This window comes from Streptomyces sp. ALB3 (genome assembly GCF_044385685.1).
GTDB lineage: Bacteria > Actinomycetota > Actinomycetes > Streptomycetales > Streptomycetaceae > Streptomyces.
The window spans coordinates 380,492-406,667 of the sequence record NZ_JBISCE010000027.1 but is presented as its reverse complement, the minus strand read 5'-3'; the positions used below and the strand labels follow the sequence as shown (position 1 = coordinate 406,667).

The following is a 26,176-nucleotide window of genomic DNA, read 5'->3' as shown; positions in this document are numbered from 1 at the left end:
ACACGGTGGAAAGTCCCCGTTCACCGGCCCCAGCGGAGCGCGGGCGTCTGTACCGGCGCGTCCCAGAGCCGCACCATCTCCTCGTCCACCTGGCAGAGCGTCACCGAGCAGCCTGCCATGTCCAGCGACGTCACGTAGGTGCCCACCAGGGTACGAGCCACCGCGACGCCCCGCTCCGACAGGACCCGCTGCACCTCGGCATTGAACCCGTACAGCTCCAGCAGCGGAGTCGCGCCCAGGCCGTTGACCAGCACCAGTACGGGACCGGTGGGCCGCAGGTCCTCCAGCACCGCGTGGACCGCGACGTCGGCGATCTCCCCGGACGTCATCATCGGGCGGCGCTCCCGGCCGGGCTCGCCGTGGATGCCGATACCCAGTTCCAGCTCGCCCGGCGGCAGATCGAACGTCGGTGTGCCCTTCGCCGGGGTGGTGACGGAGCTGAGAGCCACCCCGAAGCTCCGCGAGCACTCGTTCACCCGCCTGGCCAGGGACTCGACGCGCTCCAGCGGCGCCCCCTCGTCGGCGAGGGCGCCGGCGATCTTCTCGACGAACAGAGTCGCCCCCGTGCCGCGCCGGCCCGCCGTGAACGTGCTGTCGGACACCGCCACGTCGTCGTCGACCAGGACCCTGGCGACCCGCACGCCCTCGTCCTCGGCGAGTTCGGCGGCCATGTCGAAGTTCAGCACGTCCCCGGTGTAGTTCTTCACGACGAACAGCACCCCGGCTCCGCTGTCGACCGCGGCGGCCGCCCGCACCATCTGGTCCGGCACCGGCGAGGTGAAGACCTCTCCGGGGCACGCCGCGGACAGCATCCCGGGTCCGACGAACCCCGCGTGCAGCGGCTCGTGCCCGGACCCGCCGCCCGACACGAGGCCCACCTTGCCGGCCATCGGGGCGTCACGGCGGACGACCAGGCGGTTCTCGACGTCCACGACCAGCTCCGGGTGGGCGGCGGCCAGACCGCGCAGGCCGTCCGCGACGACGGTCTCCGGCACGTTGATGAGCATGCGCAACGGTTCCTCCTGGGAAGAGCGTGACGGCCGGCCGAACGTACTGACCGCCCGTCAGCGTGAGTCAGGACCTCATGTCTCAGGTGTACGGGACCAGTATCGAAGAGACCCGGGTGATCGGGAAGCGACGCGTCGGAGGGACACACCCCGGGCCGCCGGAGTGACACACCCCGAGCAGCCGACGGTACCTGTCATCAGCCGTGCCGCGCGCCGGCAGCCGCCGGGGACACGGGACACCGCACCGCCCCGGCGTGTCCTCGCGGTCCTTACGGTCCGGTGACGTGGGCGTGCCGCACCGCCCTTCGCCGCCCCCGGCGGCCTAGCGTGGCGGCCATGCGCGTACTGGTCACCGGCGGTGCCGGGTTCATCGGGTCCCACATCGTCCGGACTCTCGCCTCCACGGGGCACGAGCCGGTGGTCCTCGACGCCCTGCTGCCCGCCGCGCACGGCCGCCCGGCCGCGCCTGGGGCGCCGGGGCAAGGTGGCCTGCCCACCGGTGTCCGGACGATCGTCGCGGACGTACGGGACCGGGCGGCGGTGGCCGGAGCGCTCGGCGGGATCGATGCCGTGTGCCATCAGGCGGCGATGGTGGGTCTCGGCACGGACTTCGCGGACGCGCCGGAGTACGTCGGATGCAACGACCTGGGCACGGCGGTGCTGCTCACCGAGATGGCCGCGGCCGGGATCCGGGACCTGGTGCTCGCCGGTTCCATGGTGGTCTACGGCGAAGGCCGGTACGACTGCGCCCGGCACGGCTCCGTCAGGCCCGGGCCGAGGGCGGTGGCCGACCTCGACGCCGGCCGGTTCGAACCGCGCTGCCCCGCCTGCGGCTCGGAGCTGCTGCCCGGGCTGGTCACCGAGGAGGCAGCCGGCGACCCGCGCAACGTGTACGCGGCGACGAAACTCGCCCAGGAGCACCTCGCCGCCGCCTGGGCGCGCGCGACGGGCGGCCGGGCCGTCGCCTTGCGCTACCACAACGTCTACGGCCCGGGGATGCCGCGCGACACCCCCTACGCCGGTGTCGCCTCCTTCTTCCGTTCGGCCCTGTCCCGTGGCGAGGCACCCCGGGTGTTCGAGGACGGCGGACAACGGCGCGACTTCGTGCACGTACGCGACGTGGCGGCGGCCAACGCCGCGGCCCTCGCGGCGCTGACGGAACGGCGTCCGGGCACCTTCGACGCCTACAACACGGGGAGCGGCACCCCGCACACCATCGGCGAGATGGCCCGGGCCCTGTCATCCGCCCACGGTGGTCCGGCGCCGGTCGTCACCGGTGAGTACCGGCTCGGCGACGTGCGTCATGTGACCGCGGACTCACGCCGGCTCCGCGACGAGCTCGGCTGGAAGCCGGAGACGGATTTCGCCGCGGGCATGAGGGAGTTCGCCACGGCGCCGCTGCGGGGCGCAGGCGAACGCGGTGAGCGGGCACCCCGGTGAGGGGCCGGGCCTCAGCCCGGGGCGACGGGGAGGGTGACCTCGAAGCAGCACCCACCCGACACGTTGCGCACGTCCGCCCGGCCGTGGTGCGCCTCGACGATCCCGCGCACGATCGCGAGCCCGAGGCCCGCCCCCGCCGGCGGGGTACGGGCCGGGCTGCCCCTCCAGCCGGTGTCGAAGACGCGCGCCAGGTCCTCCTCCGGAATCCCGCCGCACCCGTCGGTCACCGAGAGCACGAGACCCTCGGGCGACCTCTGCGCGGCCACCGCGACCGTTCCGTCGGCGGGTGTCCGCCGGATCGCGTTGACGAGCAGATTGCCCAGGACGCGGCTCATCTCCTTGCTGTCGACCTCCACGGGCACCGCGTCGACCGGGTCGCCGATCAGACGGACACCGCGTTCACGGGCCAGGGGATGGGCACCGGCGAGCGCGTCGCCCACCAGGTCGTGGGCGGACACCCGGGCGGGGGTCAGGGTGAGCGACCCCGCGTGGATCCGGGAGAGTTCGAAGAGATCACCGACCATGCCGTTCATGCGCTCCACCTCCCGGCGCATCTGCCGCAGGTAGCGGTCGGTGTCCACCGCCATGCCGTCCTCCAATGCCTCCGCCATGGCACGCAGGCCGGTCAGCGGCGTGCGGAGGTCATGGGAGATCCAGGCGACGAGCTCCCGGCGCGACGTCTCGAGGGCGCGCTCGCGTTCGCGGGAGCTCTCCAGCTTCGCGCTGGTGGCCGCCAGTTCGCGTGTGAGTTCGGCGAGCTCCGCGGTGGCCTGACCCTCCGGGGCCGCGAAGACGCCCCCTTCGCCGAAGGAACGGGCGGCCAGTGTCAGATCCCGGCTCCTGGCGGCCACCCATCGGCCCAGCAGCATGGCGGTGGCGAGTGACGCCGCGGCGGCCATGGCGACGACGGTCGTCACCACCGTCAGATCGTGCGGGGAGAGGAACATCGCCCAGGCCACCGTCAGGGTCCCGGCCAGCATGGCCCCCACGGCCACCGCGGCGACGACCGCCAGGGAGACCACCAGGGGGCGGCGGCGCAGCAGCCGCAGGGCCAGGGCGCCCAGCAGCCCGGCCGCAGCGGCGCCCAGGAGGGCGAGGAGGGCGATGAGCAGGATGTCGGCCATGGGTCAGTTCCCCGGGGTGTCGTCGTCCGGCAGGTCCATGCGGTAACCCACGCCCCACACGGTCCGGATCAGACCCGGACGCGCCGGGTCGGCCTCGACCTTGCCGCGCAGCCGCCGCACATGGACCGTCACCGTCGACAGATCACCGAAGTCCCAGCCCCACACTTGCCGCATCAGCTCCTCACGGGTGAACGCCCGCCCCGGGTGGCTCAGGAAGAACGCGAGCAGATCGAACTCGCGGAGTGTGAGACCGAGGTCCCGGCCGTCCCGGGTCGCACGGCGGGCGAGGGGCTCCAGGCCGATCCCCGCCGCGCCGAGCCGGGGGGCGGAGGAGGGGCCCGCCTCCCGGCTGCGGCGCAGGACGGCCTCCACCCGCAGCACGAGCTCGCGGGGGCTGAAGGGTTTGGTCACGTAGTCGTCCGCACCGGTCTCCAGTCCCAGGATCCTGTCGTCCTCGTCCCCTCTGGCGGTGAGCATCACGACGGGTACGGGCCCGTGCGCGCGCATCCGGCGGCACACCTCGAAGCCGTCCATGCCGGGCAGCATCAGGTCGAGCACCACCAGGTCGGGCCGCAGTGCCGAGAAGCGTCGCAGTGCCGAGGGCCCGTCATCGGCACGCTCGACGCCGTAGCCCGCGCGTTCGAGATACCCGGTGACGACCTCGGCGACGGTCGGATCGTCGTCCACCACGAGTACGCGGCCGTGCGACACGCCGTCCTCGTACCCGGTCGGGGCCGCGGAGCGGGGGTGGGGACGGGAGGAGGTGTTCTGCATGGCGCCACTGTGGCATCACCGGCCGTCCGGAGGGCGGCCCCTCGGACGCCGGAGGGGCGACGTCCACGATTCGTAAGAACCTGAAGCCCGAAATGCCGGGTTTTGCTCCGTAGGGTGATCGACGTGACCGACTACGCACCGGCTGATCCCCCCGCCCTCGTCCGCGCCGACATCGTTCTGCCCTGCCTCGACGAGGCCGAGGCGCTGCCCCGGGTACTGGCCCGGGTTCCCCACGGCTGGAGGGCCATCGTCGTGGACAACGGTTCCACCGACGGCTCGGCGGACGTCGCCCGCTCCCTCGGCGCCACCGTCGTGCGCGAACCGCGGCGGGGCTTCGGCTCGGCCTGTCACGCGGGACTCCTCGCCGCCGAGGCGGAGTACGTGTGCTTCTGCGACTGCGACGGCTCGCTCGACCCCGCGCTGCTCCCCGGCTTCGTCCGGCGGCTCGCCGGGGGCGAGAGCGACCTGCTTCTCGGCCGGCGCCGTCCCACCTCCCGTGGTGCGTGGCCCCTGCACGCGCGGGCGGGCAACATCGCCCTGTCCAGGATGCTCCGCCACCGCACCGGACTGAGGCTGCACGACCTCGGGCCCATGCGGGCCGTGCGACGGGAAGCGCTGCTGGCTCTCGGCCTGACGGACCGCCGCAGCGGCTATCCGCTGGAAATGGTGGTGCGAGCCGCTGACGCGGGGCTGCGCGTCGACGAGACGGATGTGCCGTACCTGCCCCGGACGGGAAAGTCCAAGGTCACGGGCACCTGGCTGGGGACCTGGCACGCGGTACGGGACATGCGTGCGGTGCTGCGGCAGCCCGGGCCGCGTACCCCGTCGGATGTCCGCGCGGAGGCGTCCCGGTGAGCGCGCGGAACCCGCGCACCGGGGGCACGACGCTCCTGGTCATCGCCAAGGAGCCGGTTCCCGGCCGCGTCAAGACCCGGCTGACACCGCCCTTCGGTCCCGGAGAAGCCGCGGAGCTCGCCGCCGCCGCGCTGGAGGACACGCTGCGGACCGTGCTCACCCTGCCCGCACAGCGGCGGGTCCTCGTCCTCGAAGGACGCCCCGGCCCCTGGATGCCCCCGGGGTTCGACGTACTGCCGCAGTGCGCGGGAACCCTCGACGAGCGCATCGCCGGGGCCTTCGGCACCTGTACGGGACCTGCCCTCCTCATCGGCATGGACACCCCGCAGATCACCTCCGCCCTGTTGTCCCCCGCGCTCTCACCCGGCGGCTGGGACGACTGCGACGCATGGTTCGGACCCGCCGAGGACGGAGGCTTCTGGGCCCTGGGCATGGCCGTGCCCGACCCCGGCCTCGTACGGGGCGTGCCGATGTCCCTGCCCGTCACGGGCAGCGTCCAGAGAGCACGCCTGACGAGCGCGGGCCTCACGGTGCGGGATCTCCCCGTGCTGCGCGACGTGGACACCGCGCAGGACGCCCTGCACGTCGCCGCCGTCGCGCCGCACGGACGCTTCGCCGACGCCCTCACCCGACTCGGCGGGGCGGTGGCCCGATGAGCACGGTGCTGCCACCGGCCGGCACGGACCAGGCCCCCTGGGCGGCTGATCCGTACGCGCGTGCGCTGAGCCGGGGGCGCGGGCCGCTCTTCCTCCGCAGGAAGGACGGGTGGCTGCTGCCCCTGGACATCGAACGCTGGTGCGCGGACGCCGACGCCGCGGACCTGTCGGCGCTGCGCCGCAGCGAGGGGCCGGTCATCGACATCGGCTGCGGGCCCGGACGGCTGGTGGCCGCGCTGGCCGCCCGTGGGCACCGCGCGCTGGGCATCGACGTGAGCGAGGCCGCCATCGGGCGAACCCAGCGGCTCGGCGGCTCGGCACTCCGACGCAGCGTGTTCGAGCCGCTGCCCGGGGAGGGCCGATGGGGAACCGCGCTGCTCGTCGACGGCAACATCGGAATCGGCGGTGACCCTTCCGCCCTGCTCCGCAGGGTCGCCGCCGTACTGGCGCCGCACGGACTGCTCATCACCGAGGCGGCGCCCCACGACGTCGACGAACAGGTCCAGGTGCGCCTCGACGACGGCCGGGAACAGGCCGGTGCCGCACCGCACTTCCCCTGGGCCCGCACCGGCGTCACCGCCCTGCTCGGGTACGCGCGGTCCGAGGGCTGGCGGCCCGTGGATCAGTGGGAGGCCGGCGGTCGCCCGTTCCTCGCCCTGCGCCGCGCACGGACGGTCCGTACCACCAGCCAGAGCGCCGACAGACCGAACAACGCGGCCGTGACCAGCAGCCAGTTCCCCAGGAACCTGTCGGGGGACATCCCGCTCGCCGGCTCGTAGCGCTCCGCGTGACGGGTGATCAGGGGGAACCACATCAGCAGGAGCAGCAGGGACAGGAGCAGCGGCACGCGTACGAAACCGACCAGCCCGGGGCGTCCCGCGAAGGGGACCCGCAGGGCCCGGTCAGCCGCCGCGTACAGCGGCACCAGCAGCAGGTCGTGCGCCGGCGCGGCGCCCACGAACCACACCAGGATCATGAAGGTGTCCCCGTCGAACAGCCGTACCCCGGCGTAGACCGCGAGGGTGAACGAGACGGCCATCAGCAGGAGATGGAGCGGACCTTCCCCGTACCAGCGGCGCAGCACCCTCTTCACAGCTCTCCGAACGTCAGGCGGCTCACCCATTTGGTGTTCATCACACCCGGGGCGGCGGGCACGACGACCCGCGCCGGATAACCGTGATCGGGGGAGAGCCGCTCACCGTTGACGTCCAGCGCCAGCAGGGAACGCGGGTCGCGCACCTGGTTGTCCCTGAGCCCCACCGTCCGGAACGGTCCGCCACGCTGGAGGGACTCCACCAGCACTCCCGGCGGATCCACGGGATGACCGACGAGCGCGGCGAGGTCGCGCAGGCGGACCCCGCGCCACCACTGGTCGGAAGTCGACCATCCTTCCACGCAGGCGATCGGCAACGCCGCGCTGTGCTGCGTCATGGCCAGGAGCTCCGCGCGGGACAGGCGGACCTCCCCGGCCGGCCCGACGACGGTGAGCCGCCAGCGTCGCCCTGTCCAGGCCGGGAGGATCCCCGCCTTCGCGGCGGTCTTGTTGATCTGGAAGCCGTTGGGCCCCGGAGCCGGTTCGGCACCGCCGCGCGGGGTCAGCACAGCCGTCCGCCGCAGTCCGCCGTCGAAACTCCGGCCGGCGGAGGTGACCAGGAGGAGCAGCGACCCCGCCCCCACGACGGCCAGGGCGCCACGGCGCGAGACCGTCGGCGCGGCGGGCTCCGGCGAGGCCAGTCCGTCCCTCTCCGCCGTGGGAAGGCCGTGGCGCAGCACCCGTAGCGCCCGGGGGAGTCTGAGGCAGGTGTGGGTGAGGAACGCGGCGAAGAAGACCCACGCCCCGTAGAAGTGCAGCGGATAGAAGGATCCGGGGAACAGGTACTCCAGCTGGATGTTGAGCAGGCCGGTGACGAACTGGAAGAGCGCCCCGCCCACGAGCAGGAGCAGCGAGAGACGCTCCAGGGCGTGTCCGGCCGACCTCACCGGCGGCAGCGCGAAGAGCTTCGGCACCACCGACCACAGCTTGGCCAGCAGGACGGGCACGAGAACGATGCCCAGGGTGACGTGAACCCCCTGGGTCAGCCGGTACAGCCAGTGGGGGTCCGTGGGCCAGTCGAACAGGTAGAAGCCCAGCAGGCCCTTCGCCGGGGTCTTGTCGTTCGCGGCGGTGAGGTCCGGGTTGTACGCCGCGTACGACAGCAGGCCGGTCACGAACAGCAAGGGGATACCGGCGAGGAGGACCAGGCCGAGCACGGCCGTGAAGCGGACCCCGCGCACCGGACTGCGCCAGAAGGCGGGGTCGGTGGGAAGGGGAAGGGAGGTGCGGAGCGCACCGGTTCGCTGACGTCTGTCGCCCATGGGGCGACGTTATGCCGGGGACACCGGTGCGAGGGCGGTACGACTCCTGACGGAAGTCTGACGTGGGCGCCGCCCGTCGGGCGCACAGGTCACCCGACCCGCACACCGGGTGCCTCCGGCCGGGGGATCTGACGGTTGTGTGACGCGGCGGCGTCGCACCGCCCGTGGGAGCCCGCGTATGCGTAGCGTGCCTGCGTGACGACCGAGCAACGCGGATCCCGCGCCCGCACCATCGAACCCGACCCCTCTCGCCGTGCCACCGGGCCGGCCGGCCGCCGGAAGGACCTGACGGCCGCAGGGGCGGGGGTGCTGCTCGTGGCGGTGGCGATGGCGGTCGGATGGGTGATCCAGGAGGGTGACGGCAGCCTGCAGGTCCACTGGCCGCCTCTCCTCGCCTCCTGGGACCCGCATCTCGGTCCGGGCACCCCGGCCGCGGTGGCGGTGGCGGTGGCCGTCGTCGTCCACGGCCCCCGGGCCGCGGCCGCACTCCCCTGGCGGAAGCTGCTCCTCACGTGCTGGGCGGGCTCGGTGGCCTGGATCCTCTCGCTCGCCCTCATCGAGGGCTGGTACCGGGGGGTCGCGCGCAGGCTGACCACCAAGCACGAGTACCTGCGGGTGATCGACCGTTTCGACGACATCGGCGCCGCCCTGCGCGGGTTCACCGACCACATCGTGATCGGTCCGCCGGGCAACTGGCCCGCGCACGTCGCCGGACACCCGCCGGGCGCCACCCTCACCTTCGTCGGCCTGGACCGCGCAGGGCTCCAGGGCGGCGGCTGGGCGGGTATGTGGTGCATCGTGCTCGGCGGCTCCGCCGCGGTGGCCGCCCTGGTCGCACTGCGTGCGCTGACGGATGAGCACCTCGCGCGGCGCGCGGCCCCGTTCCTCGTCCTGGCCCCCTTCGCCGTCTGGACCGGCACCTCGGCCGACGGCTATTTCGCCGCTGTCGCGGCATGGTCCGTGGCGCTGCTGGCTCTCGCCGCGACCCGTACGGCCCGGCGCCCGGCGGCCACCGCGCTGGGTGCCGGGCTGCTGTTCGGGCTGACCTGCTACCTGAGCTACGGCCTGACGCTCGTCGCGGTCATGCTGGCAGCGGTCCTCGTCGCGGCCCGTACGGCACGGCCCCTCGGCCCCCTCGTCATCGGCGCGCTGGCCGTGCCCGTGGCCTTCACCCTGGCGGGCTTCAACTGGTGGGAGGCCTACCACCTGCTGGTGGAGCGCTATCACCAAGGTGCCGGCGGGACCCGCCCCTACTCCTACTGGGTCTGGGCGAACTTCGCCTGCACCACGCTGGCCGCGGGGCTTGCCGCCGTCGCGGGCCTGCGCCGTACGGCGGCCTCCGCCCCCGCCGCCCTGCGCGGACTGCGTTCCGGCACGGCGACCCCCGCTCATCGACTGGCGCTCCTCACCCTGGCCGCCCTCCTGGCGCTCGCCGTCGCGGATCTGTCAGGGATGAGCAAGGCGGAGACGGAGCGCATCTGGCAGCCCTTCGTCGTCTGGCTGATGCCCGCCGCCGCTCTCCTCCCGGACGTGGACCGGCGCGGCTGGCTGGCCGCCCAGGCTGTCGTCGCCCTCCTGGTCAACCACCTGCTGTGGACCGGATGGTGAGCGACCCGAGAGGCGCCCCGCCGCGTCCCGCGTGACGGGCGGGGCCGCCGCCGGGGCGTGGCTTCAGCCGCGTACACAGAGGTCGCGGTCGCTGAGCCACCGGCCGAACCACTCGCCCAGGGGAAGGGTGACGCACCATCCGGGGTCGTTGGTGTCCGGGGCGGGTGCCGACGGCGTGGGCTTGCCGGGCTCGGGCGCCGTCGGAGTCCCGCTCGGGTCGGGAGCGGGCGCGGAGGGCTCCGGCGCGTCCGGCAGACCGCTCAGTGCCTCGCGGAACACCTGGGAGGAACGGGGATTGTCGGCGCACTGCCACACCCCGTGCGGGCAGTAGTCCGTGATCGTCTGGTAGAGCGGCTTGTGCCGCTCGATCCACTCCAGCATCCGGCGCATGTACTCGGGATTGTCACCGTTGCGGAACAGCCCCCACTCCGGGAACGAGATCGGCTTGCCGTGTTCCGCCGCGAAGTCGACCTGCTTCTGCAGGCCGTACGGTTCGGCCACCTGCTCGTCGAAGGTCCGCGCCGGAGGCTGGTCGTAGGAATCCATACCGATGACGTCCACGACGTCGTCGCCCGGATAGCACTCCGTCCACGGCACGGCGTCCCGCCCTCTGCTCGGCGCGAAGTCGAAGCGGAACCGCTGCCCGGACACGGACCGCATCGCGGTGACGATGCGGTTCCAGTACGCCTTCCAGGCGACCGGATCGGGCCCGCACCGGTGCGTGTACGTCGTCCCGTTCATCTCCCAGCCGAGAACGATCACGGTGTCCGGCACGCCCAGCAGGACCAGACGCTCGGCCAGCCTGCGGAAGTGCTCGTCGAACCGGCCCTCGGCGCCGGCCCGCAGCAGCCCGCGCACCTCGTGGTCGGGGACTCGTTCCTCGTTCCGTTCCAGCATGGGCGTGTTGAGCACGAACATCCGGTCCTCGTCCGCTTTCCGCCACGCCGCCCACGCGGCGAGGAAGCCGGGACGGCCCTCGATGTTCTCCCACAGGTCGCCGGGCAGATAGCTGTGGCCGACACGCAGTTCCGTACCGCCCAGCCAGCGCGACAGCTCCTCCATCCGCTGCGCGCCCTGCGGCCCGTAGTCCAGATAGGCGCCGATCGCGGTCGTCCTGACCGGCTCCGGCGCTCCCCGGGCGGCACCCTTGCCGGCCTGCGTGTCCGTGGCGTCGTGGTCGGCGAGGACCGCGCCGCCGACGAGCAGGCAGAGCGCGGTCGCTCCGATGCCGAATTTCATGAGACGGCGCTGTACGGGCACGGCTGCTCCTTGGATTTCGGCCTGTCCGGCCCTGTCGACCCTAAGGAGAAAGACCTGACGACGGGCTGCGGGACCGTCCGTGAATAGCCCATTCGCGACACGCGGAGGTTCAGAGCGGCCCGTTCGGGTGAGGCTTCCCGAAGGTGAAAGGAAGGGAACGTACCCGGTTGTCGAAATTCGAATCGACAAGAACCGCGTCGCCCGAGACCCGGACGCCCCCCAGTCGCGTGAGCATTTCCCTGAAGAGGGCCTTCATCTCCAGTTTCGCCAGATGAGCGCCAAGGCAGTGATGAGGACCCCCGCCGCCGTAGCCGAGGTGCGGATTGGGGGACCGGGTGATGTCGAAGGCGTCGGGGGCGTCGAAGACGGATGCGTCCCGGTTCGCGGAGGCGTAGAGGAGAACGACCTTTTCCCCCGGCAGGAAGGTGGTGCCGCCCAGCGCGCACTCGGCCGCCACCGTCCTGCGGAACTGGATGATGGGCGTCGAGTGCCGGACGATCTCGTCGACCGCCCCGTCGGCGTGACGGTCGAAGTCGGACTCCAGGAGGGCCCTCTGGTCCGGATGCGCTGTCAGCAGGGCCATCCCGTGCGCGATCGCGTTCCGGGTGGTCTCCACACCGGCCACCAGCAGCAGCGAGAAGAAGGCGCCGAGCTGGCGGGAGGAGAGGGACTGTCCGCCGACGTCCGCGCGGACGAGCGCCGAGATGACGTCGTCCGCCGGGACGCGGCGCCGCTCACGGGCGATGCCCGACATCTCCCACTGCATGCGCGCCAGCGAGCGCAGTCCGCGCCCCGGTACCCGCAGCCGGGCGCGGCCGCGTCGCTGTACTCCGACGTACTGCGACGCGTGGTCGATCCGTGCGGCGATCCCGGCCCGGTGGCGAGCGGGAATGCCCATCAGGTCGCAGATGACCTCGAACGGCATGCGGGCCGGGGCCGAGCGCATGAAGTCACCGGGGCCCTCGGTGATCACCTCGTCCACCAGCCGCCGGGCGACCGCGCCGATGTTCTCCTCAGCGGCGGCCAGCAGCCTCGGCGTGAAGGCACGGGAGATGGTCCTGCGCAGTCCCGCGTGCTCGGCGCCGTCCAGGTTGACCATGGAGTTGCCGAAGACCGCCTTGGCCCAGGGAGCCGGTTCCGGAACGGTGACACCGGGGGCGCTGGCGAAGAACTGCGGCTGCCGGCTGGCCGCTTTCACGTCCGCGTACCTGACCAACGCGTGGAACGGCGTCCGCGACCCCGTCCGAGGAGTGAACCGCGCCGGTGCGTCGAGCTCCCTCAGCCGGGCGAACGCGGCCAGCCGCTCGGACCGTGGCAGCCGCCAGAACGCCGGATCGGCCAGGTCGGCGCCTGCGGTCACCTGTACGCGGTCCTGGGGCACCTGGGCCGGCGCTTCCATGCACAACCTCCGGTAGCTCGGGAGACCATGCTGGGCCCGGCGGGAGGTACCCGGCGGCCGACACGACCGGAGGGGCCGGACAATTCCCACCGTCGCGTGATGTCCTCGGACGAGAACCGTTCGCCCCCGGTCTCGTTGCCCACTCGAGCGAGAGACCTCGCTGGAACGGACGAGAGGGAGGTCCACCCACCATGAAGCCCGACACCCGCACCCCGTCGCCGGCCCGCCGCGCGGTCCTGCGCACCGCCTTCACCGCGGCTGTGGTCGCCGGCACCGGCGGCGCGCTCGTCCCGGTCCTCCTCGGCGGGCAGGGGCCCGTAGGCGGTACCCAGGAACGCGACGCCGTGGGACCCGAGCGCTTCTCCGAGCTCTACAGGGGCCGGCGCATCCGGGGCACCTCGACGGCCGTCGTGCAGGCCGGCGCGCGGCCGCACACCGAGGGGGACGGAGCCGTCGCCGGGACGCCCGGCATCGACGTGAGCATCGACGGGAGGGCGCTGCACGTGATGAGGCGCGCCGACGGGAGCTATCTCAGCTCCGTCAACCACTACGAGTCGTTCCCGACACTCGTCGAGACGGCCCGCGCGGCGGTCGACGAACTCGGCACGGCCAGGTTGCCCGCCGTCTCTCCGCACACCATCTGAGGACGGAGCACGGGTGTACAGCCGCAAGAACCAGCGCGACCTCACGCGTACCGAGAAGAAACGACTGGTCGACGCGATCCTCGAGCTCAAACGCTCGGGGCGCTACGACGAGTTCGTCGCCCTGCACCGGCAGTACTACGTCATGGACAGCGAGAACAGGCCACGGCCCGCTCACATGACCCCGTCCTTCTTCCCCTGGCACCGTCAGTACCTGCTGGAGTTCGAGGGGGCGCTGAGGGCCGTCGACTCCCGTGTGTCGCTCCCGTACTGGGACTGGACGCGGGACAACACGGCGACCGCCTCCCTCTGGGCGGACGACTTCCTCGGCGGCAACGGCAGGCCGGGCGACCGGCAGGTCATGACCGGGGCGTTCGCCTACCGGCAGGGGAACTGGCGTATCCGCGCCGGAGTCACCGACGACCCCTTCCTGCGGCGCAATTTCGGCAGGCCCTCCGCGCCGGTCACCCTCCCCGGGCCGGCGGAGGTGGACCGGGCGCTGCGTGATCCGGTGTACGACGCCGCGCCCTGGAACAGCGTCAGCACCACCGGCTTCCGGAACCGGATCGAGGGCTGGGGCATCAGAGGGGGCCGCGGGGTGGCCAACCACAACCGGGTGCACCGCTGGGTCGGCGGGTCCATGGCGGGTGCGGCATCACCCGACGACCCCGTCTTCTGGTTGCACCACGCCTTCATCGACCTGCTCTGGGCCCGCTGGCAGAAGGCACACCCGCGCTCCCGCTACCTGCCCGCCCGAGCGCTCCCCGCCGACGACCCGCAGCGAGGGCGCGTCTTCGCGTCCGGTCAGCCGATGCCGCCGTGGGATGTGGCACCCTCCCGGCTGATGGATCACAGCCGGTACTACCGCTACGTCTGAGCCGCACCGGTCGCCCCGGGACACGGCAGGGCCTCCCCTCCCCGCGTCAGGCGGAGAGGGGAGGCCCTGGGACGCCTTGGATGATCAGTGGCCGTAGCCGCTCTCGCCCTTGGTCTCGTGGTTGTCCGACACGTTCGCGCAGGTGTTGCCGAACGCCGGGTTCAGCAGCGCGATCACGTTCACCGTGTTGCCGCACACGTTGACCGGGATGTTGACGGGCACCTGGACGACGTTGCCCGAAAGGACACCGGGGGAGTGCGCGGCGACGGCCTCCGCACCGGCGTCGGCGACGGCCATGCCGGCACCGCCGGCGATCAGGGCACCGGTACCTGCCATGACGGCGGCCACCTTCGAGATACGCGACATCAGTTCTCCTTGGGAGGGTCGGGACCGGCCGCCGAGCATGCGGCCGGTATGCCCTGACAACGCGGTAGCCGACAGACGGTAACGGATCGGATCAAAACTCATCATCCCGGCTCAACTCCGTCTCAAGACCGCAAGCCCGGCGTCCGGGAGCTCACTCAGCATGCCGCGCCAGTCCCGTGCGGCCGGGAAGCGGGACTTCACCGTCTCCGCCGCACGTTCCCGCGCGGCCAGCTGCGTCTCACGCAGCCGCAGCATCGGCTCCAGCGCCGGACGGGCCAGCAGCAGACGCCGGTTGACGACCGGCACGGGGGCCCAGTGACTCTTGTACTGCTCCGAGCCGCGCAGCAGACTCAGCACACCGCGATCCGGGCCCTCGCTGTCCCGGGCGATCTCGCGCAGCAGCATCGAGGAGACGTCGACCTTCCTCTCCCTCAGCCGGGGGTCGGCGCCGTACAGATAGCCCCCGGTCAGCCGCGCGGAGCGGAACGACAGGTCGGCGGCGACGACCTCCCCGTCGAGCAGGAACTCCCGGACCGAGGCCTCGCCGTCGCGCACCATCCGGCGGGTGGAGCGCACCAGGTGCGCGCAGAAGCGCGGCCGCAGGTGTTCCGGATTGACGCCTCTGCCGAGCCACTGCTGTTCGTGCAGCCGCAGCAGGGTGCCGATCGCGCCCGCCACCCGGTGGACGGGCGCCGTGCGGCACTCGATGCCCAGCGCGTCGATCCTGCGCAGTTTGGCCCGGGCCCGCTGGGCACGCGATCCGGGCATCCGCCCGATGAGGGCCTCGATCGGCTCGGCGGGCAGCTCCATGCAGGTCGAGTCCGTCCGACTGCCCCGGGCGCCGGACCACGCCTCGTACAGCAGGTGGGCGGAGGCGTCGGGCCGTACCTCCCTCAGGTCGAGGACCGTGTGGGAGGCCGCCCGGTGGAGGCCCTGCCGCAGCGCTGTGACGGCAGCCCTGGTGTCCTCGCCGTCCACCAGGATGTCGAAGAAATCGGAGATGGCCCCGCCCATCGGCACGAGCAACGGCATCGGGCGGTGCACGAGCATCAGCGGCGCAGCGCCGATCAGACGTCCGCCCCGGCGTACCAGAACGACCCTGAGCCGACCGGGGATTCCGTAGGAGAGCCACCACGAGTGGAGCCACGCGTGGCTCTGGAACGGCGTGGCGGTGGGGCAGCGGCGGTGGAGCGCGTCCCACTCCACGGCGAGGGCGGCGAAATCGGGCAGGTCGCGGCAGAGGGTGACGGTGAGCCGCCCGTGACGGTCAGGGCTCATCGAACGAGCTCCCGTTCGCCGGACGCGCCGCCCTGGGCGGGGCCCGGTACCTGGGCCGTGGTCCCACGGCGCCCCGGGCGGGGCCGGACGAGCAGGACGAGGCCCCCGGTCAGTCCGCCCGCGGCGGCGCCCACGGCCGTGCCGAGCGGCACGGAGGGGGAGACCGGGTCGACGGGCGGCACCGCGTGGGAGAACTTGATCAGCTTCACTCCGGTGTCCTTCGCCACGTGGCCGCTGCTGACGACCACGGCCTCGGTCACCGCGTTGGCGATGTCCGCGGCGCGGTCCCGGTCGGCCGACGTGCCGGTGACCGCGATCATGGGCGAGTCGGGGGAGGTCTCCGACCGGACATGCGTGCGCAGTTCACTCACGGGCTCCCCGGCGGCCCCCTTGGCGTAGGTGAGGGTGGCGTCACTGGTGGCCAGGCGGCCGTACGACTGCGCGTACCCCAGCGCCGCGGCCGGATCGATGTCCTTGCCGGCGGTGACCACGGCGTAGCTGGTGGCCGCGAACTCGGGCCGGGCGAGCACTCCGTGGAGGAGTCCGCAGACGGCTCCGAGGAGGACGCACGCGGGCAGGGGCCACCAGTCGGGCCTTGCGAATGCGGGGCGCAGCCTGCGGAACCGTCCGGGGACGGCCGGCCGCTGCTCGGGCGAGTCGGTCATGGGTGAGCTCTCTCGGTCGGGGGGAGGGGCGGGGCGCCGACGGCCTGCGCGTAGACGTCCATGAGGCGCCGGCTGCTGAGTCCGATGTCGTAGTGGTCCACGGCGGGAGGCCGCGGCAGCCTGCGGGGGCCGTCCGCCATGTGGTGGCGCAGCGCGGCCGTCAGCTCCCGCGTGGCATCGGCGGCGCCGGGTGCCGAGCCGATACGGGTGGAGCCCGGCACCCGGCCTCCCGGAAGGTCCTCGATGGCGGGGCAGGCCGCGTGCACCACGGGCAGTCCGGCGGCCAGGGCCTCGACGACGGCAAGGCCGAAGGACTCCTCACGGGACGCCGACACGAACGTGTCGACGGCGCTGAGCACCGCCGGGACGCCGGGGGCGCCGCCCGCCGTGCCGCACTCGCCGAGGAACCTCACACGGCCGGCGACACCGAGCCGGGCGGCGAGCGCGCGCAGCGCTCCGGCTTCCGGCCCGTCCCCGGCCAGTACGAGCCAGGCGCCCGGGAGGGCGGCGACGGCGCGGATCAGGAGGTCGAAACGTTTGCCGGGGACCAGCCTGCCCACACCCCCCACCACGAAGGCCGTGTCGGGAAGGCGCAGCAGAGCCCGCGTGACGCGCCGTCGCGTGCCGTCGAAACGGAATGCCGCCGCCTCGATGCCGTTGGGCACGGTGTGGATCCGGGCGGCGGGCACACCCCAGTCGCGCAGTCTGCCCGCCACGGTGTCGGAGACGGCGACCGTCGCCGCCCCGAGCCGCTCGGTGCGCAGGTAGAGCTCCCGGGTGCCACGGGTGAGCGGCCGTCCCTCGATCTCCGCGTGCCCCAGGGAATGCTCCGTCGCCACCACCGTGGTCCCGGCGAGGCGCGCCGCGATCCGGCCGTAGACACAGGCCCGGTAGAGGTGCGTGTGCACGAGGTCGTACGAGCCGCGGCGGATGAGGCGGGCCAGGCGCGCCACGGCGAAGAGGTCCCGGTTGCTCCTCATCCCCAGGTTCCGGACCCGGACGCCGTCGGCGCGCAGGCCGTCGGCGACCGCTCCGGGGTTGGTGAGCGTCACGACGTCGCAGCGCACCGGCAGATGGCGCAGCAGCAGGCGCAGCTGCTGCTCTGCCCCGCCCACGCCGAGGCCGGTGATGACGTGCAGCGCCTTCATGCCGCGTCACCCGGCGCCGCCGTGCCCGTCCGGCGGTGCCGCAGCCGGTGCCGCACCTCCTTGGCCCTCAGGCGGGCCCCCCGGTCGGCGTGGCTGACATGTGTGCGGGGGAGGGCGAGCGGCCCCGCCAGCGGACCGGGTGCCAGGGCGCACCCGTAGGCGTAGCCCGCGTCCCGCACGGACTGGGCCACCCTGCGGTCCGCCGTGCCGTACGGGTAGCAGAAGCCGGACGGAGCCTGCCCGGTGATGCGGTGGAGAGCGTCCCGGCTGCCGTGCGTCTCCCTGTGCAGCTCGTCGTCGGAGAGCGCGGTCAGGTCCCGGTGGAGCATCCCGTGCGACCCGACCTCCATCCCCGCGGCGACGGCGGTGCGGATGCCCTCCTCGGTCAGCAGGGGCCTGCGCGGGCCGAGCGGATCCCAGGCGTTGGACCCCCCGGGACGGCCCGGCAGGACGAACACCGTGGCGCTGCATCCGTGGGCGAGCAGCACGGGCAGGGCCTCGTCGAGGAAGTCGGCGTACCCGTCGTCGAACGTGAGTCCGACCATCCCCCGTTCTCCCGCGGCCCGCGCGCTCAGCAGCGCCGCGATGCCGGTACCGGTCAGTCCCCGGCGTCGCAGCCAGGTCAGCTGCTCGTCGAGACGGTCGGCGGAGACGGCGATTCCGTAGGGGTCGTCCGTGGGATCGCTCACCGAGTGGTAGGTGAGGATCCACGGCAGTGACCGGAGCGGGAGCGTACGGGCGCGGGGTGCTGAGGTGTCAGCGGCCATGCGGGAACCTCCGTCGGACGAGTGCCAGCAGGTGGACGGCTTCGGGGGCTCTGATGACGAGCCCGGTGAGAAGGAACGACAGGGGGACGAGGACACACCCGGCCGCGAGACCCGGCACCGGTCCGGGCACCAGGTCCGTGGCCAGCCGTCCCGTGGCAGCGGCGACCGTCGCCGCGGCCACCGGCCGGGCGAGCGAGAGGGCGACGGCCCTCGCCCGTACGGCGACCGCTCGCGAGCCCAGACCCAGCAGCATGAGTGCGGCGGCCGTGCTGATGCCGACGGCATTGGCGGCCGCGATGCCGCCGACACCGAACGGGCCCGTCAGCAGCAGGCCGGCGGCAGTGGTGACCAGGAGCCCGGCTCCCATCGCGCAGAGCGGGTACCAGGTGGGCCGGCCGACGGCGAAGAACGGCCTGCACAAGGCGCCGACCAGGGTGTGTCCGAGGAGACCGAAGGCGTAGACCCGCATGACACCGGCCGTGGCGGTGGTGTCCGCCGCGTCGAAGGCGCCGCGCTGGAACAGGACTTCCACGATCGCGGGCGCACAGCCGAGCACCATCGCCGTGCCCAGCAGCACCACGGTGCCGGCCAGGGCGAGGTCACGTTCGACCCGCCGCCGTGCGCCTTCCCGGTCCCCGGCCGCCATGGCCCGGGCGACGACGGGGAAGGTCACCGTGCAGATCATCATGGACAGCACCATCGGCAGCTGCGCGACCTTCTGCGCGTAGTTCAGATGGGAGATCGCCCCGTCCGGCAGGGACGAGGCGAGGAACCGCTCGACGAGGACCTGCGACTGGCGGCTCACCACGAACAGGACGACCGGTGCCAGGACCGTGGCGCCGAGCAGAGGGGGACCACCCGGCGGGCGCGCTACCCGGACCCCGCCACGGCCCGGCAGCAGGCGCAGACACGTGGGCAGCAGGGTGATGATCATCAGCAGACTGCCGACGGCGACCCCCGCAGCCGCCGCGCGCACCCCCCACACGGAGTGCAGCGCCAGTGTCATACCGATGATGCCGAGGTTGTACGCGATGTAGACACCGGCCGGCGCCAGGAACCGGCCGTGCGCCCGCAACGCCGCGCTGCAGTACCCGGTGATGCCGAAGGTGAGCACCGTGACCGCCGTCAGACGCGTGCAGTCCACCGCCAGCCGGGGATCGTCGAGTCCGGGCGCGAGCACACCGACGGCCCAGGGGGCGCCCCACACCAGCAGCCCGCCGGCGCACGCGAGCGCGGCGGACAGCCGGGGGAAGGTGTCGGCCACCAGGGCGCGGACCGGGTCCTGCGTGTGGCCGCCGGAAGCCCGCCGGGTCAGGGCCAGGCTGAACGCGGGCACCAGCAGCAGCGCCATGCCGTCCTCGATCAGCAGCGTGGCCGCCATCTCGGGGACGGTCCAGGCGATCAGGAAGGCGTCGCTGGCATGACTGGCACCGAAGAGACGGGCGATGGCCTGGTCCCGTACGAGTCCGAGCAGCGCGGCGATCACGGTCAGGCCCGCGGCGCCGCCCGCCGCGCGGGCCAGGAACCCCCCGGGCCGCGCCTGGGTTCCGTCCGTGGACGGCGCGTCGGCCGTCGGCCCCGCGGCCGGGCCCTTGGCGGTCGCCCTCACGCGGCGTTCGCCTCCTCCGGCCCGGCCAGCGCCCACCACGCGGCGAGACCGAGGACGATCCCGGTCAGGACGGTGGAAGGGCCGCCGATGTCCGCGTACAGGAAATCGACCGTCTGCCAGGTCATCAGCCCGACGGCGACGAGGCCGCAGTCGACGGTCGCGGCCCCCCGGGCCCGTGCGCGCACCAGCCTGCGCACCCCGCCCACCAGGAGTGCCGCCCAGGAGCCCACGAGCGCGGTGCAGCCGATGAGCCCCTGCTCGCTGAGCACCAGGAGATACATGTTGTGAGGGGAGAGGAGCGGCTGCCTGCGGAACTCCTGCCCCGCCCCCGCCGTGTCGCTGCCGGCCGAGAGCCCGATCGAGGCGTGCCCGTCCCGGTGCGCCGGGAAGGCCTTGAGGCCGACACCGGTCGCCGGATGTTCCCGCCACATGCCTGCCGCGGCGGCCCACATGGTGTAGCGGTCGTTGACCGACCGGTCGGGGGCGCCGGCCACCTCGGTGATGCTGGTCAGACGCTGCGAGATCATGTCGGTCCCGACGCCGAGACCGCCGACCAGGACGACGCCGGCCGCGCCCAGCACCGCCAGGACACGGACGGCCTGCCGGAGCCCGGTGAGCGCGGTCACGGCGAGCACCGCCCCCGCCGTCGCGATCCACGCTCCCCGGCTGAAGGACAGAGCGAGCGGGACGGTGAGCAGCGCGGCCGTCGCCGGGGCCCACAGCGCCAGCCGGCGGGATACCCCGGCGGGGGCGCGGAGCGCGAACGCGGCGGCCGCGACGAGGCCGTAGCCGACGACCGTGGCCATGCCCATCACGTCGCCGGGGCCGAACGTACCGACGGCGCGGATGTCCTCCCCCCTGTAGGAGGCACCGGAGCCGGTGAGGTACTGGTGGACGCCCGTGACGCCCTGGACGGCCGCCAGCAGCACGAGCGCACCCGCGACGGCCCGGAATCCCCGGGCGTCCCGCACCAGCAGGAGGACGGCGGCCGGTACGAGGACGAAGACCTGCAGGTACCGCACGGATCCCGGCAGCGCCGCCGACGGGTCCGAGGCGGTCACCGTGGCCACGGCGATGCCCACGACGGGCAGCCCCAGCACCACCGCCGCGGCCGGTGTGAGCGGGCGCCGCCGCAGGAACAGCAGACGGCCCACGCAGACGAGGACGGCCGCACCCGACAGGACGTCGGCCGCCGGCACGCCCGCCACGCCTCCGGCTCCCGGTACGGCCACGAGCAGGACGGTCGCGATCAGAGGCAGCGACAACCACCGGTCGCCCCGTCCGGCGGGGGACGCCTTCTCCTGGGCGGCCGGCACGGCGGGAGCCGCGGTCACGGTGAGCGTCACGGTTCAGCTGCCTCCGAGCCGGAACACCGAGCCGGCGGTGCGCACCAGCACGCACATGTCCTGCCAGAGCGACCAGGTCTCGATGTACCGGTTGTCGAAGCGCGCCCGGTCCTCGATCGAGGTGTCACCGCGCAGGCCGTGCACCTGAGCCAGACCCGTGATGCCGACCGGCATCCGGTGCCTCGCCGGGTAACCGGGGTGGATACGGCTGAACTGCTGGACGAAGTAGGGGCGTTCCGGGCGTGGGCCGACCAGGCTCATGTCCCCGCGCACGACGTTCCACAGCTGCGGCAGCTCGTCGAGCGACGTCCGGCGCAGCATCCTGCCGACGCGGCTCATGCGCCCGTCCGCCGACACGTTCCACCGGGTCGCCGACTCGTGGAGGTCGGCCGGGCGCAAGGTGCGGAACTTCAGCAGGACGAACGGACGTCCGTACCTGCCGATCCGTTCCTGGCGGAACACGACCCCTGGGCCGTCACTCACGCGTACGGCGAGTGCGCAGGCGGCCATCACCGGCGACGCCACGACCAGGGCGGCGGTGGCCAGGACGACGTCCATGGCCCGCTTCACCCGGTGAGCCACCGGCCGGTGCGGGCCGCTGTGCAGCGCGTGGGCCGCGAAGCCCCACACATGGTCCGGGCGGGGCACGGTCCGGAACTGAGCGACCGGCTCCTGATCGGTGATCAGCCACACCCGGCAGCCGTGCCGGGCGAACAGCGCGAAGAGCTCGGCGCCGTCGGACGTCGACTCCGGCGCCACCGTGAAGACGGCGTGCCGTACGGAGTTCTGCACGACCGCCCGGCCGGCGTCCCGCACCGACGAGAGGACGGGCAGCGGAGCTTCACCGGCCGGCGCGGCCGCGTCCGTGCCGGGGCCCACGACCCGGCCGACCGGTCGCATCCCGTACCGCGTGTGCTCCTGCAGGACGGCGATCACCCGGTCGGCGACCGGACCGCCACCCACCACCAGGGTGGACTGCGGACTGCGGCGGGCCGACCGGAGCAGGGACCGGTGCACGACGGCGCGGGCGCCGAAGCTGAGCAGGGTGTGCAGGCCGGCCGCGCAGCCGAGCGCGACCCACCCGGCGGTGTGGCGCGGGTCGTACGCGGACACCGCCTCGGCGACGACGTACCACTGCACCACGGCCAGTCCGGCCACCGCGGGCAGCTCCGCCGCCGCGGACGGGGAGAGCCCGGTCCGGTAGAGGCCCCGGTAGCCGTTCAGCAGCAGCTGGACGGCCACCTGCAGGAGGACGGCGACCGGCGGCCACGGAGCCGGGGCGGCCAGGGCCACGGTCAGGCCGAGCGAGAGGGCGTCGGCGGCCACGAGCGCCGCCGGTGCCCGGCCCCGCGCGGAACGCTCGGCGGTCCACGGGGCCGGCCCGTCCTCCCTGCCGCTGCGCGGGGGGCGGATCGTGGCAGCCGCACGCCGTACGGCGGTTGCCTGGGCGGCTCCGGGGCCAGGTGCACTATCCGTCGTCATCGCTCGGTGCGCCTCCTCGTCGTGGGGCGGGACTGGCCGACAAGTTCCTGGTAGAGGCGCAGGACCGCTCCGGCGGTCTTCGTCACGTCGAAGAGCGACCGGGTGCGGTCCTGCGCCGTACGGCCCAGCTCCACCCGCAGCGCCGGGTCGCCCAGGAGCGTCGTCAGCGCCGCCGCGAGCGCCGCGGGATCCCCCGGCGCGACGAGGCAGTGGGGCAGGTGCCCGGGCGGCAGGCTCTCCCTGGCCCCGTTGACGTCGGTCAGCAGGACCGGTGTGCCGCAGGCCATGGCTTCGAGGGGGGCCAGCGCCATTCCCTCCCAGCGCGAGGGCAGCACCAGGAGATCAGCCGCCTGGATCCAGGGCCGCACGTCCGGGGTGGCCCCCGCGAACACCACGCCGGGCGGTGCGGTGCGCCGCAGCTCGTCCCGGCACGGCCCGTCGCCGACCAGGACCAGCCGCGCACCGCCGACCGCCGCCGTCCGCCAGGCGCGCAGCAGCACGTCCTGGCCCTTCTGCCGGCTGAGGCGGCCCACGCACACGACGACCGGCACGCCGGCCGGGATCCCCTCGGACATCGGCGGCGGCAGCGAGGCGCGGAGGGCGGCGGTGGACTCGCGGGCAGGCCGGAAGCGGCTCAGGTCGATGCCGTTGTGGATCACCGACCAGCACGCCTCGATGCCCGCGCGCTGACCTGCCAGGCGCTCCGACTCGCTGACGCAGAGAATGCGGTCGTTCCACCGGGCCCCGAAACGCTCCCAGGACGCGGCCATGCCGGCGGCCCTGCCCTCCAGCGCCTCGAACGACCAGGCGTGCGGCTGGAACACCGTCGGCACCCGGCCCCGCACGGCCAGGCGGCCGGCCAGTCCCGCCTTGGCGCTGTGGGCATGGACCACATCCGGAGCACACTCCCGGATCAGACGGCCGGCCGTGACCACCTCCCGGCCCAGCCGGGGGCCGGGGGCACGCTCCGCCGGCCAGGCGCGCACCCGGGCCCCGGCGGTGGACGCACCGGCCGCCAGCGGCCCGTCGGGAGGGCACGCCACGACGGTCCGCAGGCCTTCCCGTACCTGCGCCGCCACGAGGTCGGTCACGACCCGCGCGACTCCCCCCTCCACCGGCTGGACCAGGTGAAGGACTGTCAGTCCTCTTTCTTCGGTGCAACTCTTCTGCAGCATTGCACGCTCTCTTTCACATGCCCCCGAAGAGCCGGGTCGGGTGAAACGCCGGCGGCAAGGAATATGGCGGCGGGAATCAAGTAGGTAAAACCGAAATGCACTGTGGCAGACCATGCGTGGGAAAACACGTATGACTCGCGAACGTGTCCACCAGGATTGTCCCCGCCCGGTGCGGTGATCACCTGCTCACCGATCCAGCGGCGTGTCAGACGGCCATCGGCCACCTCGATTCGCGACCGTGCCGCATGATGGCCCGGATGTACGCGTCCGCCTGTGTCCCGGTGGCCCCGGATACGCTGACCGGAATGCGCCGCAATTCGCGTCGGGCCTGGCGCGGCAATTACCCGCGGACCGCGTTCCGGCCGTCCCGGGCTGTATTCTCCGGCCCCACCGCGCCGCGTCGCGCTTTCGCGTGAACCGGCCGGCTGCGAACAGACAGCCCTGCGGTCCGCCACGCGCCGGACGTACCGCTCGCCGGGCCGTGTACCCAGGAGCTCGGCCGACGAGGCAGTATCGGAGACGACTCGTGACGATCGTCCGCCCCGTGGCGGACCGCGAACGGCCGATGAGGACAGAGGAGAAGCGATGGTTCACGAACGGGCCGGCAAGCCGGCGCAGCCCGGAGACCTGGTCGACGTGGCAAAGCTGGTGACGGCCTATTACACGGTACGTCCCGACCCCGCCGAGCCCGGTCAACGCGTGGCCTTCGGCACCTCGGGCCACCGTGGATCCGCGTTCGCGGGGGCGTTCAACGACGACCACATCGCCGCCACGACGCAGGCCATCTGCGACTACCGGGAGCGGCAGGGCACGGACGGGCCCCTGTTCCTCGGCGCCGACACCCACGCGCTCTCCGAACCCGCCCGGATCACGGCCGTCGAGGTGCTGGCCGCCAACGGCGCCACCGTGCTGATCGACAGCGACGACGGCTACACCCCCACCCCCGCCGTCTCGCACGCGATCCTCACGTACAACCGGGGCCGCACCGGCGGCCTCGCCGACGGCATCGTCGTCACGCCCTCCCACAACCCGCCCGCCGACGGCGGCTTCAAGTACAACCCCCCGCACGGCGGGCCGGCCGGCTCGGACGCCACGTCCTGGATCCAGGACCGGGCCAACGCCCTGATCGAGGGCGGCCTGAAGGAGGTCCGGCGGATCCCGTACGCCCGGGCGCTCGCCGCCGGCACCACCGGACGGCACGACTTCCTGACCGCCTACGTCGACGACCTCCCGTCCGTCCTCGACCTCGACGCCGTACGCGACGCCGGCATCCGGATCGGCGCCGACCCGCTGGGCGGCGCCTCGGTCGCGTACTGGGGGCGGATCGCGGAGCGCCACCGGCTCGACCTCACGGTGGTCAATCCGCTCGCCGACCCCACCTGGCGTTTCATGACGCTGGACTGGGACGGGAAGATCCGGATGGACTGCTCCTCGCCGTACGCCATGGCATCCCTGATCGAGCGGCGCGACGCCTACGCCATCGCCACCGGGAACGACGCCGACGCCGACCGGCACGGCATCGTCACGCCCGACGGCGGGCTGATGAACCCCAACCACTATCTGGCCGTCGCGATCCGCTACCTGTACTCCCACCGTGAGGGCTGGCCGGCCGGCACCGGCATCGGCAAGACGCTGGTCTCGTCCTCCATGATCGACCGGGTCGCCGCGGACCTCGGGCGGCAACTCGTCGAGGTCCCGGTGGGCTTCAAGTGGTTCGTCGACGGGCTGTTCGGCGGCACCCTGGGATTCGGGGGCGAGGAGTCCGCCGGAGCGTCCTTCCTGCGCCGTGACGGCAGGGTGTGGACCACCGACAAGGACGGCATCCTGCTCGCCCTGCTGGCGTCGGAGATCACGGCCGTCACCGGCTCCACCCCCTCCCAGCACTACCGTGAACTCACCGCCCGCTTCGGCGATCCGGCCTACGCGCGGGTCGACGCCCCGGCGACCCGTGAACAGAAGGCGGTGCTGGCCAGGCTCTCCCCGGAGCAGGTCGCCGCGGACACACTGGCCGGAGAGCCGATCACCGCCGTGCTCACCGAGGCGCCGGGCAACGGTGCGGCGATCGGAGGGCTCAAGGTCTGCACCGAGAACGCGTGGTTCGCGGCCCGCCCGTCGGGCACGGAAGACGTGTACAAGGTGTACGCGGAGAGCTTCAAGGGTGCCGGACACCTGACCGAGGTCCAGGACGAGGCCCGCGGCCTGGTCTCCGACGCACTGGGCGCGAGGGGCTGAGCCCCAGGCCGTCCGGGGGCGGGAAGCGCTTCCAGGGCCGACCACGGACGGCGCACCCCGCCTGCCGGGGGGAAGGCGGCGTCGCCGGGGGCCGTTCACCTGGCCCGGGCAG

General features: G+C 73.2%; 23 protein-coding genes. 8 read left to right on the top strand and 15 right to left on the bottom strand.

Annotation, left to right across the window (positions count from 1 at the left end; genetic code table 11):
- Positions 1–20 precede the first annotated feature (20 nt).
- Positions 21–1,013: a dihydroxyacetone kinase subunit DhaK gene (gene dhaK, locus ACHFIV_RS16985; RefSeq protein ID WP_398969142.1), complete on the bottom strand. Its 993-nt coding sequence runs from the start codon at positions 1,011–1,013 to the stop codon at positions 21–23.
- 330 nt (positions 1,014–1,343) lie between these two features.
- Between dhaK and ACHFIV_RS16980 the strand changes: the two genes are divergently transcribed.
- Positions 1,344–2,447, top strand: coding sequence for an NAD-dependent epimerase/dehydratase family protein (locus tag ACHFIV_RS16980; RefSeq protein ID WP_398969140.1), 1,104 nt, complete (start codon positions 1,344–1,346; stop codon positions 2,445–2,447).
- An 11-nt stretch (positions 2,448–2,458) separates the two neighbouring features.
- Here ACHFIV_RS16980 and ACHFIV_RS16975 read toward each other — a convergent pair whose 3' ends face one another.
- Positions 2,459–3,571: a sensor histidine kinase gene (locus ACHFIV_RS16975; RefSeq protein WP_398969137.1), complete on the bottom strand. Its 1,113-nt coding sequence runs from the start codon at positions 3,569–3,571 to the stop codon at positions 2,459–2,461.
- A gap of 3 nt (positions 3,572–3,574) precedes the next feature.
- Positions 3,575–4,345, bottom strand: coding sequence for a response regulator transcription factor (locus ACHFIV_RS16970; protein ID WP_398969135.1), 771 nt, complete (start codon positions 4,343–4,345; stop codon positions 3,575–3,577).
- Positions 4,346–4,468: 123 nt separating this feature from the next.
- Between ACHFIV_RS16970 and ACHFIV_RS16965 the strand changes: the two genes are divergently transcribed.
- The 3 genes from ACHFIV_RS16965 to ACHFIV_RS16955 are packed head-to-tail and all read left to right on the top strand — an operon-like array spanning position 4,469 to position 6,635.
- Positions 4,469–5,200, top strand: a complete 732-nt coding sequence (locus ACHFIV_RS16965; protein WP_398969132.1) for a glycosyltransferase family 2 protein — start codon at positions 4,469–4,471, stop codon at positions 5,198–5,200.
- Positions 5,197–5,856: a TIGR04282 family arsenosugar biosynthesis glycosyltransferase gene (locus tag ACHFIV_RS16960; RefSeq protein WP_398969130.1), complete on the top strand. Its 660-nt coding sequence runs from the start codon at positions 5,197–5,199 to the stop codon at positions 5,854–5,856. Before ACHFIV_RS16965 ends, ACHFIV_RS16960 begins: the two co-directional genes overlap by 4 nt.
- Entirely contained in the window at positions 5,853–6,635 is a 783-nt protein-coding gene (locus ACHFIV_RS16955; protein WP_398969127.1) for a class I SAM-dependent methyltransferase, read from the top strand. Before ACHFIV_RS16960 ends, ACHFIV_RS16955 begins: the two co-directional genes overlap by 4 nt.
- A gap of 310 nt (positions 6,636–6,945) precedes the next feature.
- On the opposite strand, the gene ACHFIV_RS16950 is transcribed toward ACHFIV_RS16955, so the two are convergent.
- Entirely contained in the window at positions 6,946–8,211 is a 1,266-nt protein-coding gene (locus ACHFIV_RS16950) for a molybdopterin-dependent oxidoreductase (RefSeq protein WP_398969124.1), read from the bottom strand.
- A 195-nt stretch (positions 8,212–8,406) separates the two neighbouring features.
- Here ACHFIV_RS16950 and ACHFIV_RS16945 point away from each other — a divergent pair, with 195 nt between their 5' ends.
- Positions 8,407–9,819 (top strand): hypothetical protein, encoded by a 1,413-nt coding sequence (locus ACHFIV_RS16945; RefSeq protein WP_398969121.1) that lies wholly within the window; start codon positions 8,407–8,409, stop codon positions 9,817–9,819.
- Positions 9,820–9,882: 63 nt separating this feature from the next.
- On the opposite strand, the gene ACHFIV_RS16940 is transcribed toward ACHFIV_RS16945, so the two are convergent.
- Together ACHFIV_RS16940 and ACHFIV_RS16935 are read right to left on the bottom strand one after the other, a co-directional pair.
- A complete protein-coding gene (locus ACHFIV_RS16940) occupies positions 9,883–11,079 on the bottom strand; it encodes a glycosyl hydrolase (RefSeq protein WP_398969118.1) in 1,197 nt (398 codons plus the stop codon).
- Between the two features lie 109 nt (positions 11,080–11,188).
- Entirely contained in the window at positions 11,189–12,478 is a 1,290-nt protein-coding gene (locus ACHFIV_RS16935) for a cytochrome P450 (protein WP_398969116.1), read from the bottom strand.
- Positions 12,479–12,669: 191 nt separating this feature from the next.
- Here ACHFIV_RS16935 and ACHFIV_RS16930 point away from each other — a divergent pair, with 191 nt between their 5' ends.
- Together ACHFIV_RS16930 and ACHFIV_RS16925 are read left to right on the top strand one after the other, a co-directional pair.
- A complete protein-coding gene (locus ACHFIV_RS16930; protein WP_398969114.1) occupies positions 12,670–13,122 on the top strand; it encodes a tyrosinase family oxidase copper chaperone in 453 nt (150 codons plus the stop codon).
- A gap of 13 nt (positions 13,123–13,135) precedes the next feature.
- Entirely contained in the window at positions 13,136–13,996 is an 861-nt protein-coding gene (locus tag ACHFIV_RS16925; RefSeq protein WP_398969111.1) for a tyrosinase family protein, read from the top strand.
- Between the two features lie 84 nt (positions 13,997–14,080).
- Here ACHFIV_RS16925 and ACHFIV_RS16920 read toward each other — a convergent pair whose 3' ends face one another.
- The 9 genes from ACHFIV_RS16920 to ACHFIV_RS16880 form a co-directional block, all read right to left on the bottom strand.
- Positions 14,081–14,362 carry a chaplin gene (locus ACHFIV_RS16920; RefSeq protein ID WP_398969109.1) on the bottom strand — a complete coding sequence of 94 codons (282 nt, stop codon included), beginning with the start codon at positions 14,360–14,362 and terminating at the stop codon, positions 14,081–14,083.
- 111 nt (positions 14,363–14,473) lie between these two features.
- On the bottom strand, positions 14,474–15,640 hold the full coding sequence (locus ACHFIV_RS16915) for a GNAT family N-acetyltransferase (protein WP_398969106.1): 1,167 nt from the start codon (positions 15,638–15,640) through the stop codon (positions 14,474–14,476).
- The gene (locus tag ACHFIV_RS16910; RefSeq protein WP_398969104.1) at positions 15,637–16,305 is read right to left on the bottom strand and encodes a lipopolysaccharide biosynthesis protein; all 669 of its coding nucleotides are present in this window, start codon (positions 16,303–16,305) and stop codon (positions 15,637–15,639) included. Before ACHFIV_RS16910 ends, ACHFIV_RS16915 begins: the two co-directional genes overlap by 4 nt.
- A complete protein-coding gene (locus tag ACHFIV_RS16905; RefSeq protein WP_398969101.1) occupies positions 16,302–17,453 on the bottom strand; it encodes a glycosyltransferase in 1,152 nt (383 codons plus the stop codon). Before ACHFIV_RS16905 ends, ACHFIV_RS16910 begins: the two co-directional genes overlap by 4 nt.
- Positions 17,450–18,220: a polysaccharide deacetylase family protein gene (locus tag ACHFIV_RS16900; protein WP_398969098.1), complete on the bottom strand. Its 771-nt coding sequence runs from the start codon at positions 18,218–18,220 to the stop codon at positions 17,450–17,452. The genes ACHFIV_RS16905 and ACHFIV_RS16900 overlap by 4 nt, the downstream gene beginning before the upstream one ends.
- Positions 18,210–19,829 (bottom strand): lipid II flippase MurJ, encoded by a 1,620-nt coding sequence (locus ACHFIV_RS16895; RefSeq protein ID WP_398969095.1) that lies wholly within the window; start codon positions 19,827–19,829, stop codon positions 18,210–18,212. The genes ACHFIV_RS16900 and ACHFIV_RS16895 overlap by 11 nt, the downstream gene beginning before the upstream one ends.
- A complete protein-coding gene (locus tag ACHFIV_RS16890; RefSeq protein ID WP_398969092.1) occupies positions 19,826–21,175 on the bottom strand; it encodes an O-antigen ligase family protein in 1,350 nt (449 codons plus the stop codon). Before ACHFIV_RS16890 ends, ACHFIV_RS16895 begins: the two co-directional genes overlap by 4 nt.
- 3 nt (positions 21,176–21,178) lie before the next feature.
- Positions 21,179–22,657: a sugar transferase gene (locus ACHFIV_RS16885; protein ID WP_398969089.1), complete on the bottom strand. Its 1,479-nt coding sequence runs from the start codon at positions 22,655–22,657 to the stop codon at positions 21,179–21,181.
- Positions 22,654–23,832, bottom strand: a complete 1,179-nt coding sequence (locus ACHFIV_RS16880) for a glycosyltransferase family 4 protein (RefSeq protein WP_398969087.1) — start codon at positions 23,830–23,832, stop codon at positions 22,654–22,656. The genes ACHFIV_RS16885 and ACHFIV_RS16880 overlap by 4 nt, the downstream gene beginning before the upstream one ends.
- Before the next feature lie 585 nt (positions 23,833–24,417).
- Here ACHFIV_RS16880 and pgm point away from each other — a divergent pair.
- The gene (gene pgm, locus ACHFIV_RS16875; protein WP_398969084.1) at positions 24,418–26,064 is read left to right on the top strand and encodes a phosphoglucomutase (alpha-D-glucose-1,6-bisphosphate-dependent); all 1,647 of its coding nucleotides are present in this window, start codon (positions 24,418–24,420) and stop codon (positions 26,062–26,064) included.
- The last annotated feature ends 112 nt before the right edge of the window (positions 26,065–26,176 follow it).

Excerpts from the sequence above, each read along its gene's own strand:
- ACHFIV_RS16980 (WP_398969140.1), top strand. The coding sequence starts at position 1,344 with ATGCGCGTACTGGTCACCGGCGGTGCCGGGTTCATCGGGTCCCACATC.
- ACHFIV_RS16975 (WP_398969137.1), bottom strand. The coding sequence starts at position 3,571 with ATGGCCGACATCCTGCTCATCGCCCTCCTCGCCCTCCTGGGCGCCGCT.
- ACHFIV_RS16970 (WP_398969135.1), bottom strand. The coding sequence starts at position 4,345 with ATGCAGAACACCTCCTCCCGTCCCCACCCCCGCTCCGCGGCCCCGACC.
- ACHFIV_RS16955 (WP_398969127.1), top strand. The coding sequence starts at position 5,853 with ATGAGCACGGTGCTGCCACCGGCCGGCACGGACCAGGCCCCCTGGGCG.
- ACHFIV_RS16950 (WP_398969124.1), bottom strand. The coding sequence starts at position 8,211 with ATGGGCGACAGACGTCAGCGAACCGGTGCGCTCCGCACCTCCCTTCCC.
- ACHFIV_RS16935 (WP_398969116.1), bottom strand. The coding sequence starts at position 12,478 with ATGGAAGCGCCGGCCCAGGTGCCCCAGGACCGCGTACAGGTGACCGCA.
- ACHFIV_RS16930 (WP_398969114.1), top strand. The coding sequence starts at position 12,670 with ATGAAGCCCGACACCCGCACCCCGTCGCCGGCCCGCCGCGCGGTCCTG.
- ACHFIV_RS16920 (WP_398969109.1), bottom strand. The coding sequence starts at position 14,362 with ATGTCGCGTATCTCGAAGGTGGCCGCCGTCATGGCAGGTACCGGTGCC.
- ACHFIV_RS16915 (WP_398969106.1), bottom strand. The coding sequence starts at position 15,640 with ATGAGCCCTGACCGTCACGGGCGGCTCACCGTCACCCTCTGCCGCGAC.
- ACHFIV_RS16910 (WP_398969104.1), bottom strand. The coding sequence starts at position 16,305 with ATGACCGACTCGCCCGAGCAGCGGCCGGCCGTCCCCGGACGGTTCCGC.
- ACHFIV_RS16905 (WP_398969101.1), bottom strand. The coding sequence starts at position 17,453 with ATGAAGGCGCTGCACGTCATCACCGGCCTCGGCGTGGGCGGGGCAGAG.
- ACHFIV_RS16900 (WP_398969098.1), bottom strand. The coding sequence starts at position 18,220 with ATGGCCGCTGACACCTCAGCACCCCGCGCCCGTACGCTCCCGCTCCGG.
- ACHFIV_RS16885 (WP_398969089.1), bottom strand. The coding sequence starts at position 22,657 with ATGACGACGGATAGTGCACCTGGCCCCGGAGCCGCCCAGGCAACCGCC.
- ACHFIV_RS16880 (WP_398969087.1), bottom strand. The coding sequence starts at position 23,832 with ATGCTGCAGAAGAGTTGCACCGAAGAAAGAGGACTGACAGTCCTTCAC.
- pgm (WP_398969084.1), top strand. The coding sequence starts at position 24,418 with ATGGTTCACGAACGGGCCGGCAAGCCGGCGCAGCCCGGAGACCTGGTC.